Source organism: Trinickia sp. LjRoot230 (assembly GCF_964253315.1).
Classification (GTDB): Bacteria; Pseudomonadota; Gammaproteobacteria; order Burkholderiales; family Burkholderiaceae; genus Trinickia.
The window spans coordinates 518,145-534,237 of record NZ_CAXUQX020000002.1; the positions used below are offsets into that span (position 1 = coordinate 518,145).

The 16,093-nt window shown below is 59.0% G+C and carries 16 protein-coding genes; 7 read left to right on the forward strand and 9 right to left on the reverse strand.

Annotation, left to right across the window (positions count from 1 at the left end; translation table 11 throughout):
* Window positions 1–48 precede the first annotated feature (48 nt).
* Window positions 49–708: an HAD-IA family hydrolase gene (locus ACSQ20_RS21350; RefSeq protein ID WP_436023960.1), complete on the forward strand. Its 660-nt coding sequence runs from the start codon at window positions 49–51 to the stop codon at window positions 706–708.
* Between the two features lie 386 nt (window positions 709–1,094).
* On the forward strand, window positions 1,095–1,400 hold the full coding sequence (locus ACSQ20_RS21355; protein WP_436023962.1) for a DUF3331 domain-containing protein: 306 nt from the start codon (window positions 1,095–1,097) through the stop codon (window positions 1,398–1,400).
* 119 nt (window positions 1,401–1,519) lie between these two features.
* On the opposite strand, the gene choX is transcribed toward ACSQ20_RS21355, so the two are convergent.
* Window positions 1,520–2,476 (reverse strand): choline ABC transporter substrate-binding protein, encoded by a 957-nt coding sequence (choX, locus tag ACSQ20_RS21360; RefSeq protein WP_436023964.1) that lies wholly within the window; start codon window positions 2,474–2,476, stop codon window positions 1,520–1,522.
* 2 nt (window positions 2,477–2,478) lie between these two features.
* On the reverse strand, window positions 2,479–4,056 hold the full coding sequence (gene betC / locus ACSQ20_RS21365) for a choline-sulfatase (RefSeq protein WP_436023966.1): 1,578 nt from the start codon (window positions 4,054–4,056) through the stop codon (window positions 2,479–2,481).
* Between the two features lie 156 nt (window positions 4,057–4,212).
* Here betC and ACSQ20_RS21370 point away from each other — a divergent pair, with 156 nt between their 5' ends.
* The 4 genes from ACSQ20_RS21370 to purU all read left to right on the forward strand — a co-directional run bounded on the left by ACSQ20_RS21370 (window position 4,213) and on the right by purU (window position 7,683).
* Window positions 4,213–4,569 carry an XRE family transcriptional regulator gene (locus tag ACSQ20_RS21370; protein WP_436023968.1) on the forward strand — a complete coding sequence of 119 codons (357 nt, stop codon included), beginning with the start codon at window positions 4,213–4,215 and terminating at the stop codon, window positions 4,567–4,569.
* A gap of 3 nt (window positions 4,570–4,572) precedes the next feature.
* On the forward strand, window positions 4,573–5,619 hold the full coding sequence (locus ACSQ20_RS21375) for a HipA N-terminal domain-containing protein (protein ID WP_436023970.1): 1,047 nt from the start codon (window positions 4,573–4,575) through the stop codon (window positions 5,617–5,619).
* 165 nt (window positions 5,620–5,784) lie between these two features.
* Window positions 5,785–6,699 carry a choline sulfate utilization transcriptional regulator gene (locus ACSQ20_RS21380; RefSeq protein WP_436025795.1) on the forward strand — a complete coding sequence of 305 codons (915 nt, stop codon included), beginning with the start codon at window positions 5,785–5,787 and terminating at the stop codon, window positions 6,697–6,699.
* 120 nt (window positions 6,700–6,819) lie between these two features.
* Complete coding sequence (purU, locus tag ACSQ20_RS21385; RefSeq protein ID WP_436023972.1) at window positions 6,820–7,683, forward strand: formyltetrahydrofolate deformylase; 864 nt, start codon at window positions 6,820–6,822, stop codon at window positions 7,681–7,683.
* A gap of 222 nt (window positions 7,684–7,905) precedes the next feature.
* On the opposite strand, the gene ACSQ20_RS21390 is transcribed toward purU, so the two are convergent.
* Window positions 7,906–8,394, reverse strand: coding sequence for a hypothetical protein (locus ACSQ20_RS21390; RefSeq protein ID WP_436023974.1), 489 nt, complete (start codon window positions 8,392–8,394; stop codon window positions 7,906–7,908).
* Window positions 8,395–9,634: 1,240 nt separating this feature from the next.
* Window positions 9,635–9,940 (reverse strand): panthothenate synthetase, encoded by a 306-nt coding sequence (locus tag ACSQ20_RS21395; RefSeq protein WP_173259863.1) that lies wholly within the window; start codon window positions 9,938–9,940, stop codon window positions 9,635–9,637.
* Between the two features lie 201 nt (window positions 9,941–10,141).
* Between ACSQ20_RS21395 and ACSQ20_RS21400 the strand changes: the two genes are divergently transcribed.
* A complete protein-coding gene (locus ACSQ20_RS21400; protein WP_436023977.1) occupies window positions 10,142–10,405 on the forward strand; it encodes a PDDEXK nuclease domain-containing protein in 264 nt (87 codons plus the stop codon).
* A gap of 210 nt (window positions 10,406–10,615) precedes the next feature.
* Here the strand turns inward: ACSQ20_RS21400 and ACSQ20_RS21405 are convergent, their stop codons facing one another.
* From ACSQ20_RS21405 to ACSQ20_RS21425, 5 genes are all read right to left on the reverse strand, one after another.
* Entirely contained in the window at window positions 10,616–11,482 is an 867-nt protein-coding gene (locus ACSQ20_RS21405) for a glycine betaine ABC transporter substrate-binding protein (protein ID WP_436023979.1), read from the reverse strand.
* 120 nt (window positions 11,483–11,602) lie between these two features.
* Entirely contained in the window at window positions 11,603–12,766 is a 1,164-nt protein-coding gene (locus ACSQ20_RS21410; protein ID WP_436023981.1) for a 2Fe-2S iron-sulfur cluster-binding protein, read from the reverse strand.
* 33 nt (window positions 12,767–12,799) lie between these two features.
* Window positions 12,800–14,041 carry an aromatic ring-hydroxylating oxygenase subunit alpha gene (locus tag ACSQ20_RS21415; protein WP_436023983.1) on the reverse strand — a complete coding sequence of 414 codons (1,242 nt, stop codon included), beginning with the start codon at window positions 14,039–14,041 and terminating at the stop codon, window positions 12,800–12,802.
* Between the two features lie 65 nt (window positions 14,042–14,106).
* Entirely contained in the window at window positions 14,107–14,892 is a 786-nt protein-coding gene (locus ACSQ20_RS21420; RefSeq protein ID WP_436023985.1) for an electron transfer flavoprotein subunit beta/FixA family protein, read from the reverse strand.
* The gene (locus ACSQ20_RS21425) at window positions 14,889–16,088 is read right to left on the reverse strand and encodes an electron transfer flavoprotein subunit alpha/FixB family protein (protein WP_436023987.1); all 1,200 of its coding nucleotides are present in this window, start codon (window positions 16,086–16,088) and stop codon (window positions 14,889–14,891) included. The genes ACSQ20_RS21420 and ACSQ20_RS21425 overlap by 4 nt, the downstream gene beginning before the upstream one ends.
* Window positions 16,089–16,093 lie beyond the last annotated feature (5 nt).

Genomic DNA, 16,093 nt, shown 5'->3' on the forward strand with positions numbered 1-16,093 from the left:
ACCTATACTCGAGCGCATCCTCCATCTTCTCTTGCGAGGCATTCGTTCATGAGCGGTTCATCGACCACCTATCCGAAGGCAATTCTTTTCGATCTGTTGACTGCGTTGCTCGATTCATGGACGTTGTGGAATCGCAGTGCCGGATCGGTCGAATCCGGCCGCGCCTGGCGCGCTGAATACCTGCGGCTCACCTACGGCTGCGGGAACTATGTTGACTACGAGACACTCGTGCGACAGGCGGCGGCAAATGTCGGGCTGTCGTCGGCGGCACCACGCGCACTGACGGCACATTGGCTCGAACTCGAGCCCTGGCCGGAAGCGCCTGAGATTTTGCTCAGTGTGAGCGGCCGAGTCAAGCTGGCCATCGTCACCAACTGCTCGGCGGATCTAGGCAAAGCGGCCGCGGCGCGCTTGCCGGTGCAATGGGATGCCGTTGTCACGGCTGAAGAAGCCAGCGCCTACAAGCCGGATCCGCGCCCGTACCGTCTTGCGCTCGCGAAGCTCGGCGTTGCTGCTCACGAAGCCGCGTTCGTTGCCGGGTCGAGCTACGACATGATCGGCACAGCAGCGGTGGGTCTGCGAACATACTGGCACAACCGGATCGGCCTTTCGCGTGTGGCAGCGGCCGAGGCGCCCGAACTCGAATCGTCCACGCTCGATGCGCTCGGCAGGTGGGCAAGCCGCTTTCATGCAGACGACCCACGCTGACAGCCGGTGCCGTCGCGAAATGACGGGAATGCCGCTGGCCAGCCATAGTCGATGCGATGCGCAGAGTTATCCACAGTTTCTGTTAGCAAGGTTGTGGACAACCCGCCCGCACATCGCCTAAGTCCTTGAACCTGCACTACGTAGGTTGCGTGGTGCCAGTCTGTGCAACGCCAAGGCGTTTGCGCGATCAGACGCGCCAATATCGACGCCACGTCTGAAACGGCAGCGAATCGGCATCGATTAGACGTCGGTGTCGAACAATCCCATCAATACGAAGTATCGATTCGTCATTATTTCGCTTTGGAGAATTGTGTTTCTACGGATATAACGATGTTCGCGGCGCTCGCAGACGAATACATTTAGAGGGCTCGATTTAAGGAGCAGCAATGAGGACTAAAAAATCTTCCGCCCTAGACCTGAGCCGCGTCCAGATCGAAATTCTCGAGCAGTCCGAAAATACGCTCGTCATTCGCTGGGTGGAGCCCGGTCGTTGCCATTACGGCGAGCAGCGCTGGCGTCGGCGTTCGGCCAATTCATCCGGGACATGCGTCGTGTCACGCCGGGCGATTCGTCGTGGCGACGCCGTATTCAGGCCGGCTGAGCGGCCCGCCCCGGCCAACGCATCAGCGATGATTTCCGTCGAAGCCTTCATCCAAGGCGGAGGGGCAGGCGCGTGCGCTTGCGCCACCTGAATACCGCTCGCCGCTGCGCCCGCAGCATTTCAATGCTCGCGTAATGCAGCGGTTGCGTTCCTAAATAGCGTTATTACGGCAACGCTCTCATATAGTGAGCGCGGTATTAGCTCAGACCTTCATTGGGCGCCAATCGAAGCTCGCACCGCTTGAAGTCCGCTTGCGCCAGAAATCGTAGTCACGCCGTCCAGCCATTTTTCGAGCATCGCGGGATTCGCGCTCAGCATTTTGCGCGCCGCTGCATCGGCATTGACCTTGCCACGCAATACGCTTGCAATCATCTGGTTCTCGATATCGACGCTGAAAGTCATTTGTCTGAAAAGACGCCCCAGATTCTTGCATTGCGCCATAAAGCCGCTGCGCGCGACAGTGTTGACGGTCGCACCGCCGTAGTTCGGCCCGAAATACGCATCGCCACCCGAGAGATAGGTCAGATGAAACTCGGTATTCATCAAATGCGGCTCCCAGGCGAGAAAAACAATCCACTGCTTTTCGCGTACCGCGCGCGAGACTTGTGTGAGCATGCCCGTCTCGCTCGATTCGACCACATGCCAATCGCCAAGTCCGAATGCCTTATCGGCAATCATCTTCTTGATGTTCTGATTGGCTGGCGCACCCGGTTCAATGCCGTATATTTTGCCGCCGAAACGCGCCGCATACTGCGTGAGATCCGCAAACGTATGAACGCCGGCGGCGGCGACATAATCGGGAACCGCAAGAGTGAACTTCGCACCCGTCAGATTGGCCTGGACCACATCGAACGCATGCGCGTCCATGAACGGCTTCACGAGCGGCGCTTGAGCAGGCATCCAGTTGCCAAGAAAGACGTCGATTTGCCCTTTACGCAACCCCTCGTACGTAATCGGCACGGATAGGTTCTGCACGGTCTGCTGATAGCCGAGCGCACGCAGCACGACGCCGGCCATCGCATTCGTCGCCTCGATGTCAGTCCAGCCCGGTGCGGCCATATGCACCGCCGTACAGTCTTTTTCGTCTGTAGCCGCCGCGTGCGACGCCGCACTCATTAGGACTCCTGACGACATCAGCAATAGCAGGGCAAGCTTGATCGTTCTCATTGTCAATCTCCGTCCAACGAGGATGGGGGTGGGGGTAAGGGTCGGCTTGAGGCGACACGTGGCAAGCGTGCCATTGCTTCGAGCGTATCGAGCTCGAGATCGTTGCGCATGAAACGGCGGCTGGCATCGGCAAACGGCTGCCAATCCCACGACTGAATCTTGCCGCGCGTCGTGGCTTCGAAATGAAAACGTCGACGACGCTGGCTAGCGAGCACCTGCTCATGTAGCGCGGGCAAGTTCCACCGCGCCTGCACCTCCGCGCGCAACGTCGTCAGCAACTCGGCGTGGCGCGCATCGTTCGCAAGGTTGTTCAGTTCTTGTGGATCCGCAGCGAGATCGAACAGTTGATCAGGATCGGCGGGCGAGTGAATGAACTTGTAATCGCCGCGCCTGATCATGATGATCGGCGCAATCGCCCCCTCGGCCAGATATTCGCCCACTGCTTCGTCGTGGCCGCTCTCGCCTCGCAAATGTGCGACAAGGCTGCGTCCGTCGATGGAATCCGGCCATTGTTTGCGTGGCACGCTGCTCGTCAACTCGACGAATGTCGGCAGCAAATCGACATGCGACACCGATGCCTTGACGCGCCGCGCCGCAAACCGCTTTGGCGCATGCACGATCAGTGGCACGCGGCAGGCCTGTTCGAAGAAGGTCATCTTGTACCAGAGCCCGCGCTCACCGAGCATGTCGCCATGATCGGACGTCACGACGATGATGGTGTCGTCCGCAAGGCCGGTCTCGCGCAGTGCCTCGACGATGGTACCGAACTGCGCATCCACGTATGAGATGGCGCCGTAATAGGCGTGCCGCGCGTCGCGAATCTGCGCGGCGCTCGGCGGCGTGCGATCCGTTTCGCACACCGCGCGCACGCGCTTGGAATGCGGGTCACTTGCTTCGAGCGAGAGCGAGACGGCCGGCATGTCGATCTCGTCGTCGCGATAGAGATCCCAATACGGTTGAGCAATCGCATAAGGGTCGTGTGGATGCGTCAGCGAGGCCACCATGCAAAACGGGCGTACGTCCACGCCGCCCTGCTTTTGCCTGGCGATATCGAAGAGCTTCTGCCTGGCGCAAAAAGCGACTTCATCGTCGAAGTCGAGCTGATTGGTGCGCACGCACGGCCCAGCCTCGAGGACCGAACTCATGTTGTGATACCAGCTTGGGCGCACGTCCGGCTGGTCCCAATCGGGCACCCAGCCGAAATCGGCCGGGTAGATGTCGGTCGTCAAGCGCTCTTCGAAACCATGGAGTTGGTCCGGTCCGCAAAAATGCATCTTGCCGGACAGAATGGTTCGATAGCCGGCGGCGCGAAGATAATGCGCGAACGTCAACGTTTGGGCCGGCAACTCGGCGGCATTGTCGAATGCGCCGATAGCGGACGGCAACTTTCCGGCCATGAAAGCAAAGCGTGAAGGCGCGCAAAGCGGGCTCGCGCAATAAGCCGATTCGAAAACGACGCCATCGCGCGCGAGCGCATCGAGGTGCGGCGTGCGCGTCAAATGGTGACCATAGGCGCGCAGCGCAAATGGCGTCAGTTGGTCCGCCATCAGCACGAGCAGATTCGGTTGGAGGTTAGGCATGTTAGGCGATGCGGATTCGATTAGTTAGGAGTCCGATGTATTCGGAACTTGACGGCGCGCGTCGCGTGCGACGTCGAACCCACTATCGGCCGTCAATAACGTGTTGAGAACTGCTTGTGTCTTATGTATCCATAAGTGAGGCTTATGGATAGGCGCGTGCTGCAGATTTATTCGTGGAAAGAATATTTGAGATTTATCTCTGTAGCGAATATACTGGGGATATTTCCGTCAGAGATATCTTCAATGAAGATCATCATTCACACGCCCCATCAATTAGGCCACGTGCTGCTGTCGGCCCGCAAGGCTCGACATGTCACGCAGTCGCAGGCTGCGGCGCAAATCGGCGTGCAACAACCAAGGCTTTCGGCGCTTGAGACGACAAGCACAGCTAGCATCTCGCTCGAACAAATGCTGGCCCTCTTTTCGCTGTATGGACTCGAGTTCTGTGTCCAAACGCGGGAGCCTGCTCAATCGGACACCGTTCGGTCGGACGCGACCCGGCCGGAGTGGTAACACATGGCCCGTCCATCGCACTCGCGCGCACTGTCGATCTGGGCTAATGGTGAACGCGTCGGCCTATGGCTGATGCCGGCTACCGGCGCCATGGAATTGCGCTACGACGCTAGCTGGCAGACCTCGCCCACGGGGCGCCCACTTTCGCTTTCGTTGCCGTTCGGCGTGGGCGATACGCCGCTCAAAGGCGAGCAGGTTGCCAACTACTTCGACAACCTGCTTCCCGATAGCCAGGATATTCGCCGGAGAATCGCCACTCGCTTTAGAACCAATACGATGCAGACGTTCGATTTGCTGCAAGCTGTCGGGCGCGATTGCGTCGGCGCCGTCCAATTACTCGGCGAAAACGATGCGCCGACAAACATCGAGAAGATCGAAGGTACACCGCTTTCCGAGAGCGATATCGAACGATGGCTGCGCGAGACTACCAGCTCGTCCATTGGCGCCGACGATGAGGAAGACGATTTTCGCATCTCGCTTGCCGGCGCTCAGGAAAAAACCGCGCTCGGCGTAGCGCCACATCACAAATACGAAGCACATGGCGGCCCCGGTGTGCGGGAAATCGCGAATGTCTTGCGCCAATCGGAAGCGGCGCACCAGGACATCGAAACCTTTTTGAGCGCACAAATCGTTTACTGGATGCTGGCTGCGCCCGATGGCCACGCAAAGAACTTCAGCATTCGGTTGCTCGCCGGCGGTCGCTTTCATCTGACTCCACTCTACGATGTGATGTCTATCTGGCCTGTCGAGGGCAATGCCGACAATCAGTGGTCGTGGTACAAAGCGACGCTCGCCATGGCGATCTGGGGAAAGAACAGGCACTACAGAATGCGTGATATTAAACGCAAGCACTTTAATTCAACCGCGCGTCTTTGCCATTACGGATCCGATGCCGAGCCGATTATTGCGCGCATCGTCGAACGCACGCCCGATGTTATCGACCAGGTTTCGCGAGCTTTGCCCGACGGTTTTCCACATCGCGTGGCAGCGCTTCTTTTCGACGGACTCCGACGTGCCGCGACAAGCCTCGAAGCGATGCCAACCGATTAGTACCCCCACCCGCCGCATCCGAATGAGCTCATAGCGCTATCGCCATTGTCGAATGCGGTGAAACTGCCTAATATCGAACCGGCTTCGCCTCTTTACCGCAACATCTCTTTCATGTCGGAGGCCGGTATGAACAACCGTTTTGGTCCCCCCGACAGCCTGCCGCCGATGCAGGCGTTGTTCGTCTTCGAAGCCGCTGCCCGTCTGGCCAGCTTTACCGCCGCCGCGCGCGAACTTGGCTCTACGCAACCCGCGGTCAGCCAGCGCATTGTCCAACTCGAAGCCAGCCTGGGCGCGCCGCTGTTCGAGCGCAGCCATCGCGGCGTCACATTGACCGCGGACGGCATTCGGCTTTTCGATGCGGTCAAAAAAAGCCTCGATGAAATCCGGCATGCCGCGGCTGATATCCGTACCCGCACCGCGAACGGCACACTCACGATCCTCACCGATTTCGGTTTCGCCACCTATTGGTTGATGCCGCGGCTCGCTGAGTTCAAGCGGGCCATGCCCGAAGTCAACGTAAAAATCGTCACGTCGCAAGAAGGCTTCGATCCAGAGCGCGATCGTACCGATGTGGCAATCGCATTCGGCGCCGGCGATTGGTCGCCCTCACGCGCGACGCGGCTATTTCCAGAGCACGTCGTGCCGGTTTGTACGCCCGCCTTTCGCGCGGCACATAAAAAGATCACGCGTGCCGACGACTTGCTCGCGCTACCGCTGCTGCACGTGCAACCGACGCGGCCCGAGCGGTGGCTCGATTGGCGCGCCTGGTTCGCAGCCCACGCCCTCGATGCGCCGCCCGAGCAGCATGGCATGACGTTCAACAGCTATGCGCTCGTCATTCACGCAGCGCTCTCGCATCAGGGCGTGGCGCTCGGCTGGTCACCGCTCGTCGACGAACTGATCGCCACCGGACAACTGGTCGCGCTCGTCACGCCGCCCGTCGTGACAACGCGCGGCTACTTTCTTGTCTGCCCCCCCGCTCGCCCCGAAGCCCTCGCCGTGCCAGCGTTTCGCCGTTGGCTGCTGGCCGCGTGCGGGTCATCGGCCAGCAGCACCGCTGGCGCGCCGATACCAGGCTGACGGCGCTTCAGTTCTATCCGTCTCGCCCCGCGCCTGCTTTACTTCGGCATGCCGCGCGCGGCGAGTTGATATGTCATCGGGCCGCGTACGCATTCTCAATCGATTACTGCGGATACGCGTATGTCCACCACAGACCACCCGACTCCATCATTCGTTCTCACGCTCGCTTGCCCGAGCGCCGCAGGCCAAGTTGCTGCTGTTGTCGGCCTCCTCGACCGGCATCGCGGCTACATCGACGAACTGACCGTTTTCGACGACGACAGTAGTGCGCGGTTTTTTATGCGATGCGTCTTTCACGGCGTGGACGACGTTTGCGCGCTGAAATCCGAATTCGTGCCGATCGCCTCTGGATTCGACATGCAGTGGCATATTCACGATGCCAACGCGCGGCCAAAGGTACTGATCCTCGTATCGAAACTAGAACATTGCCTGGCCGATTTGCTGTTTCGCTGGCGCATGGGCGAACTGCGGATGGATATTGTCGGCATCGCATCGAATCATTCAACATTCGAACCGCTGGCCGTGCAACATGCGCTGCCTTTTTATCACCTGCCCATCACGCCCGACACGAAAGCGCAACAAGAGGCCCGTCTTCTCGATCTGTTCGAAACGACAGGCGCCGAACTGATGGTCCTCGCGCGCTATATGCAAATATTGTCGGAAGACACGAGCCGCAAGCTCTTTGGACGCGCCATCAACATCCATCATTCGTTTTTACCGGGCTTCAAAGGGGCCAAGCCTTATCATCAAGCGCATGCGCGTGGGGTAAAGCTGATCGGCGCGACCGCTCATTTCGTCACGGACGACCTCGATGAAGGTCCGATCATCGAGCAGGCTGTCGAGCGCGTCGACCACTCACATAGTGCGCAGCGGCTGCTGGCCGTCGGACGCGATGTCGAATGCATTACGCTCGCGCGTGCCGTCAAGGCATTTGTCGAGCGGCGCGTTTTCATCAACGGCGATCGGACTGTCGTCCTGCAATAACGCAGCCATCCCCGAAGCGGTTCGCTACCGCTCGCCGCCGGCAACGAAATCCTGAATCGTAGGACGGTAATCCAGGCGGCCAGTCCCTCGAGAGCGCAGTCTGGATGGGACTACGATCAAGTGTTGCATGGGAGCAGGAGAAAACCGTCCAACCACGACCGAACGTTTCGGATCTCCCGGCTAGACGACTTGGCATGGTCGCGACCGCTTACCGGAAAGCGATCATTGACGCTGACTTACCGTGACCGGGACGATTTTTTCCAGTTGGTCCAGCAACAGTTCCTTTTGCTGCTCCGGCAGCTTGACCAGACTGGGATACATGTTGATCAATGCCAGCCGTTGCGAAGACGACTTGGAGGGCAGCAGCATGAGCAACCCCGCCTTCTCGCGGTCGGACAGCGATGACAGATGCGGTAGCGCGCTAAGTTGCACAAAACCGGCGGACTCTACCGAAGGTACGGCAGCTTCGTCCGTCACTGCCGACGGTGCCGATTTCCGCCCCCCTTGCGACGTGCTTTGCGCGGCCAGTGGGCTCGCTCCCGATGAAGCTTGCGGCGGGGCTGCCATTGATGCCGAGTTGGAATCCGAATCCCCTCCGCCGCATCCGATAAGCAGCAGACTGAACAGTAGCATCCACGGGGCATGCAAAAAACGGCGCGGTGCATGTGGGACATGCCACACGCGGCAATTAAGGTGAACGTTTTGTTGCATGGCCAAGCGTCCGATGATTCAGGAAAAAGTGGGCGTGGCACCGCGTAAATGACGGTAGCAGCCGCCACCGATTGCAGACGTGCCAGCGGATACTGGCACGCCCATCCCTATGGCTTAGGACGCTCTCCCTAGTGTCAGCTTTTCCTGTATCAGTCGAGTGTGCTGAAGCCTGTGCCAAGTCAATCAAGGACCCGTGAGACTGAAATAAGGCCCGCTAAAGCCAGCGAAGGTGATCGTATATACGTAATTTGCAAGGGTTGGGCCAGAGATCGGCTGCTTGGTCCAGTTCCCGTTGGGGCAGGTGGCCGCGTTTGCTAAATCCTGTTGGGTCGGCGCCGTCACACCGAGCGCCGGCACTACCAGTTGCCCGTTCCTAGAAGGTGTCAGTTTTCCCGACGAACTAGCATCCGTGGTCTGCGCCTTCACATCGACGACCTGGCCGCCATGGTTTGTGCACTGTACGGTGCCTGAGTAAGTCGCTGACAGAGTCGCTGTCGCATTAGTGTGGCCGATCCCCCCGATGGTGGCCCCGGTACAGCTGACATCCTGGGCTCCATCTACGGTGCATACCGGCTCGGCAGTTGCAAAATGTGCTCCGCTGGGCCCATTGGCGGGATTGGTTTCGGCCCAAGCTGCGGGCGCGACCAGCACCGCAGCCAATGTAACTAAAGCTAGATTCTTCATATTTGTCTCCAAGCATATCAGGGCATGGTCTATTGAGAAATAACTGAGAAACGTTGAATAATTGGCCTCCTTTTCTAATAATAATAAAAATACGAGGATTGCTTATGGGCGATATGCTCAGCGGCAGTGGCGCAACGAGTTGCGCCGAAGTATTGCTGAATTACTTAAATTCGGACACGACAAATTAACTATCGCGCGCTGCCCGGCGGGACGCGAATGTTGAGGTATTGCCCGATATCGATCAAGGTGCGTGACAAAATGTTCTGAAGCAGTAACCTCCTAATTAGGATTGTTAGGCTTCTTTAATCTCGAATGTAAGAATGTAATATAGGTCAAGTGCGTTACCTAAAATTACTTTTTTTAATCCTTTTGATTTCTCCCGATAAGGACGATGTTATGGCGGATTTTGCTACCCTTATTTATCTAGAATTACTGTTTTTGACCTGCCTCAAGGTAGTGCGAGGTGGGGAGGTCAAGCGGTCATCGGAGTAGGTCAACAAAAGTGGCCGGCAGCACGGCATGCTGTTAGCGTTACTCACACGCCGTGCCGCGCTCCCTATTTCCACTTCGAGCCAAGCGTTTCGAGTCCAGCTTTCTTGAGGTCATCTGCCACCATCACCACGCGAAACTCGCAGTCGGCATTGAACGTAAGAAACCATGGTTCTGCGAATTTTGGAATCTGCGACGGCTCCTCAAGGTTCACGACGAGGATTGCTCCGCGTGTTCCGTTCTGCTCGGTAAAGTAGGCGGCTTCCGGTTTCATCTCTGCGAGAATCCTCTCGATTAACTCTCCGATGGAGCCGTCGCGCACAAAAGCGTTGAATGGCTCGTGAGGTATTCGTATGTTGAGAAGCATGCGCATAGTCTTCCTCCTTGATTGTGTCCGAATGGACTCTTAAGAATAGGAGTTTGTCGCGTTATTGGCCGTGACAATTCGACAAACGAAACGGTGGTCCCCCCGAGGATTAACGGGTGTTCAAGGTAGGATTTTCTAGCAGCAGGATCTACAGGAAATTTTGCATGAAGACGTCGACCAACAGGCCGTTGAGATGGCCACACTCGAATGGGTCGACTGGTTCAATCATCTCCGGACGCGAGCCAGATGCACATGTATCTGAACTATGCGCGCGAGCATTGGATGCGCGACGGCGAAAACCCTCCGGTGGGTTTGATTCTTTGCGCGCAAAAAGACGCGGCCGTAGCAAAGTACGCGCTGGATGGGTTGCCAACCAAAGTGCTCGCTGCCGAGTACCGAACGCTACTACCTGATGTCGATTGCCTTGCCGATGAGCTTGTCCGGGCTCGGCGTGCAATTGAAGAAACTTGATCGGCCGCACATGTACCATCGATCCAACCGGAAGAGACCGCTTCCCGGCGCAAGGCAGTGTGCGTTTCGAGCAGATCTATTTACAGGAGGACAGACGTCGCTCCCTGTTTTGATTGTCCACACTCAACGAGCCCGAGCAAGACAACACGCTTTGAACGATGAACCGACACCGCCGGCTCGAGGCCGGCGGTCCATCGTCATGCCTTACGGTTACTGCGCGGCGGACACCCACTCGTTGACTTGATCCTTATGCGCGTCAACCCACTTCGTTGCAGCTTCTTGCGGCTTCGCACCGTTTTGCGCGGCGAGCATCACCCCGTCGATCTGCCCCGTCTTCCATTGAAACTTCTTCAAGAACGCAACCACCTGCGGTGCCTTCTTCTCGAGTTCGGGGTTGATGACGTTATCCACATGCTCTGCCTCGCCAAACACCTTTTTCGGGTCTTCGAGGAATTTGAGCTTCCATTTGGCGAACATCCAATGAGGCGCCCAACCCGTCACGACAACGGGCCGTTTCGCATTGATATCGCGCGCCAATTCCGCCGTCATCGCGCTACCCGAACTCGGCATCAGTTGAAAACCGATGTCGTACGCCTTGATCGCCTCGGCGGTCTTCGTCATGACCCCGGCACCCGCATCGATGCCGACGATGCGCCCGCTGAACGCCGTTTTCTGCGCGGCGAGATCAGCAATCGAATTGACCTTCGCGTCGGCCGGCACGATCAGGCCGATTTTGGCCTCAGTGAAGTTCGCGCCGAGATCGACGACTTTTTCATGAAACCGCGTCCAATAGGCGCCCTGGGTCACGGGCAACCACGCAGAGAGCGTAGCGTCGAGGTCGCCGCGCGCCACGCCTTCCCACATCACGCCCGCTGCAACCGGCACCAGTTTGACTGGGTAGCCAAGCCGCTTTTCGATAATGGTGGCAGCCACGTTCGAGGTAGCGACGCTGTCGTCCCATCCTTCCACGTAGCCGATCTTGATCATTGGCTTCGTGTCGGCCGACGCAGGAAGCGCGGCGACAGTCAACGCCGCGCCCATGGCGACGGCAAACATCAAGCGTTTAATAAGATTCATAGTAAGGTCTCCTAACCGTCCAGTCGTCGAAATCAGCGTATCCGAGAATCTCTAGAGTGCGTAGCCATTAAAAGCCAAGTGCTGTTTTTTACGACGTGCGCTTGTCAGAAAACGACCGTCTTACTTGTCGACCACGAGATCCGTCAGCGGCTTGCTGCAGCAAAGCAGCACCATGCCTTGATCGATCTCGCGCTGCCGGATGCCGCCGTTATGCCGCATGTCGACCTGTCCCGACAAAAGCTTGACCTTGCATGTGCCGCACATACCCTGCGTGCAGGACGCCGGCAAGCGCACACCCGCTTGTCTCGCAGCCTCTAGCACATGTTGGTCGCCACCGCACTCGATGTCACGCCGCGACTTCGCGAAACTCACCGCGAAGCGAGCCGCGTTCGCGCTTGCGTTTGAACTCGGGCTCGACGGTGCATCCGCGCTCGGCGAGGCCTCGTCCGGTGCGGCTTGCGGCGCAACGGTTTCCTCGAACGAAAAGCTTTCCTCGTGGTACCGGCTCGTATCGAAGCCCGCATCGGCCAGCATTTCGCGCACAGCCTTCATGTAGGGGCCCGGCCCGCAAGTGAAGATTTCACGCTCCATGAAATCAGGCGCAATCAACTTGAGCAACGGCAGCGTCAGAAAGCCCGTTACACCTGACCAATTGGTTCGTTCTCCTAACCGTTCACAGACGAAGGCCGTACGAAAATGCCGATGATTCGATGCGATCAATTCGAGTTCGCGCGCGAAGATGATGTCGTCCGGTGTCCGCGCGCTGTGCACGAAGACGATGTCGCGATCCTCGCCGAGTTCGTGATGGGTGCGGCTCATCGACATCAGCGGTGTGACGCCCGAACCGCCTGACAAAAACAGATACTTGCCCGCCGCCTGGCGCGCACATGTGAAGACGCCCGCCGGACCCAGCACACGTACCGCATCGCCGGCGCGCAGGTTGTCGTGCAGCCAGTTCGATACCTTGCCGCCAGGCACCCGCTTGACCGTGATCGAAATCGTATGAGGCCGCGTGGGCGGCGAGGAGATCGTATAGCAGCGGTTGATTGCCTCGCCGTCTATGTCGAGCTCAAGAGTAATGAATTGCCCTGGTTCGAATACAAAGGTACGCCCCTCGCGCGACATGAAGAAGAAGCTCTTCACGTCATGTGTTTCCTGGCGCACCTGGCAGCAAACGAGCGTTTCTTCGGCGTCGCTCGTCCAGGGTTCGCCCAACCGGCTCCAGAACGCAGGCCGCGTGAGCCGGCTCTCGTTCGGCTCTAACATCTGCGCGTCGCGCATCATCGTATGCCTCGCTCTCTTGCTGTCCAGTGTCCGCTATGCGCCGAGGTGGGCAGCAAGGCGTTTCACATACCAATCACAAAATTTTTCAACGAGCCCTTCCGTATAGGGGGAATACGGCCCCGGCTCATAGGCGCTGCTGCCCGAGCCACGCTGCGAAAGCTCCACCAGCGCGCGGTCTTGATCGTTCGTCGCATTCCAAACGGCCGTCAGGTTCGCTACGTCGTAATCCACACCTTCAACGGCATCCTTATGAACGAGCCATTTCGTTCGCACCAGCGTTTTGCCGGCCGAAAGCGGGATCACCGAGAACGTCACGATGTGATCGCTCATGAAATGATTCCACCCGTTCGGCTGTGTCCAGAACGAAAGCCCCCCGAGATCGGCACGCTTGAACTCGCCAAGCAATTTCTTCGAGGCCACCTTCGCATCGAGCGTCTGCGATTCACCGTCGCGATCGAGCGGCAACCGTTGCGTGCGAAAACCCGTGACATCGGACAGCCGGTCAACTTCGACCGACGGCAGGTTCATCCGCTCCCATTGCGCCGCGCGCTCGATGCAGTTGCGCTCGAATTCGGCCATGCCCTCGGCGTTCGATGGCGACGGTTGATAGCCAAAGCCGTATTCGTACAGCGAGACCGTCAGCTCGGGATGGTTGGCCACGCAGTGATAGCACTCGCGGTTGTTCTCCATCGTCAGCTTCCAGTTGCCTTCCTCAACGAGGTCGACTTGCGCCGCGATCTTGCAGTTCGGCAGATCATGCGGCAGCAAATACGGCTCCATTGCGGCGCGCATCGTCGCGAAATCGGCTGGGGGTTCATCTGCAAGGCAGATGTAAAGCAAGCCAGCAAGATTTTGCAAGTGCACGGGCTTGAGGCTGTGCTTGCAGCGGTCGAACTTCTCGCCCATATGCTCGGCGAACATCAGCGCGCCGCTCAGGTCGTAGGTCCAGCTGTGATAGGGGCATACGATATTGCCGACCGCCCCCTTTTCCTCATTGCACAGCCGCGCGCCACGATGACGGCAGACATTGTGGAATGCGCGGATGGCCATGTCGTCGTCGCGCACGATCAGCACCGACTCTCCGTGCAATTCCACCGTCACGTAATCGCCCGGCTCGGGAATATCGGGTTCGACCGCGACGTGAATCCAGTGCTTGCGGAAAATCGCGTCCATATCCAGCGCGAAAATTTCTTCGCTCCGGTAAAACGGCGCTTCGAGGCTATAACCTTCCTTGCGCCGTTCGACGAGTTCGCGAATGTCTGCCGATACGTTCATGTGTGCTCCGGATTCGTGCGTCCTGGTTCTCATACAGGTAACAAGTGCTTGCAGCGATGCTTCGCTCAGTAATCGATGAGTCGATGCTCGCGCAAATAGCTGAGGATCACTTGCGCTTTTTCGACCGAAGTCCCCTCAATTACGACGTTTCCGCCGCGGCTTTCGGTCGTGGTCGCCATTAACATTCGCGCGTGCCCCGAGCGCTTTTCGGCTGCCACGAGCTTCACCGGTTTGCGCGTGGCGGGAGTAAGCGTCCAAAGCGGCGCATCGGCATCGGGCCGTTGTGCCGTGACGCCCGGAACGATTGCGCCCTGCTGCGCGCGCGCATAGGCGTAACGCGGCTTCACGCTCGACTGCGGATGCACGGCAACCACGCACGGCAGTGCCGCCGCCACACGGCGGCGCAGACCCTTCGGCATGAATTGCGTCACAACCGCCGAGCCCGCTTCGATCGTCACATCGAGGGCCGAGTCGATCAGCGTGCATTCCAATTCAGCAGCGAGACGGTATGGGAGCATGCCCGTATCGTGCATGCCTTCGGCGCGCGTGCCGGTCAGCACCAGTGACACGCCGCTCAACCGCTGCGCAAGTGCGGCAACGGGGTCGTCCGTTTCCCCGCATTCGATCACCTCGATGCGCGGGGCGCCGAGTGCAAGGTAATCGAAGAGCGCGGGGTTCGACACATCACCTGCATGCAGGACATCGAGATCGGCGCCATGCGCCTGGGCCAGCGTCCGTGCAATCTCGAGTGCTGAAGCATCGTTGCGGCTGTAGCAAGGCGCGCCGCTCACGCGATGCCGGCCCGCCGAAACAAGCACGGCTATCCGTTCGAGCCTCGTTGCTGCGTTCATGCCGCGACTCCTTCGTTCGTGACCGGTTTTTGTGCCGGCATCTGGAACCCGCTCGCGCTCGATGCGCGTGCACTCTCGATGGCCGTACCCAACGCGGTCATCGTCGCTTGCGCATCGCCGACAATCGTCAGGTTGGCCCGTTTGGCGATCGGCGCGCTTGCATCGAGATTGACCGCAATGACGTGTCGACAATCTTTGATGCCCTGCAGATGTTGAACCGCGCCCGAGATGCCGAACGCGATATAGACGCTCGCGCTGACGGTTTTGCCCGTGGCGCCGATCTGCTTGTCGCGCGGAAAGTGTCCGTTGTCCACGGCGACGCGGCTCGCGCCAATCGCGGCTCCGAACGTGTGTGCGAGCTGCTCGAATGCAGCGATATCGGTCACGCCATTGCCCGCGGAGACGATGAAGTCCGCTTCTTCCAGCGCCACCTCGGCTGCGCCGAGTTGCGTTGTGCCGAGATCGCGGTATGCGCCGGCTGTGTGCAATGACTCGCCGTATTTCGACGATTCCGTCGGAGGCAAAGGCAAACGCTCACCAGCTCCGACGAATGGCAACCTCGCCGAGGCCGCGTCGGGTGCAAGCAAGATGACATCGGGCCAGGCCCGCGTCGCAAACTGCCTGCCTGCAGCGACATAAACACCGACGGTGTTCGCGTCGATCTCGACCACATTCGCCGCAACACTTGCCCGCATGCGCGCGGCGTAACGCCGGCCAAGATCGCCGTCGCCTGTCGCGTTGTCGGGCATCACGATGTGCGCCGGCATCAACACCTCGACGCAGCGCATCAAGGCCGCGAGCGTCTGATCAGGTAAGAACGCGGGGCGGCCGAGCGAACGCCACTCGATCAGCTTGTCGGCACCGAGTGCGGCCGCGTCTTCGTTGAGCTCGCCAAACACGACCAGTGCAACTTCGGTACGCGCGTCGGCAACGATTGCCGCCGCAGCGAGCGCCTGCCGCGCGTGCTCGTCGAGCGCACCGCGATCGCTATGCGCGGCGACCAACAACACACGCTCGATCTTGTCGATTCGGCGACGCGGCTTCGCGGGCGCAACATCGTGCCCGACAAGCGGATGCGATGTCGTGTCGAACATCGCGCCAGGGACAAGACCTTCGGCGCCGAGCGTAATGCGCCGCAGGCCCGACGAGGCAATCACATACGGCCTGCGCGGGTCGATCCGTTTGATGGCATTCATCGTGT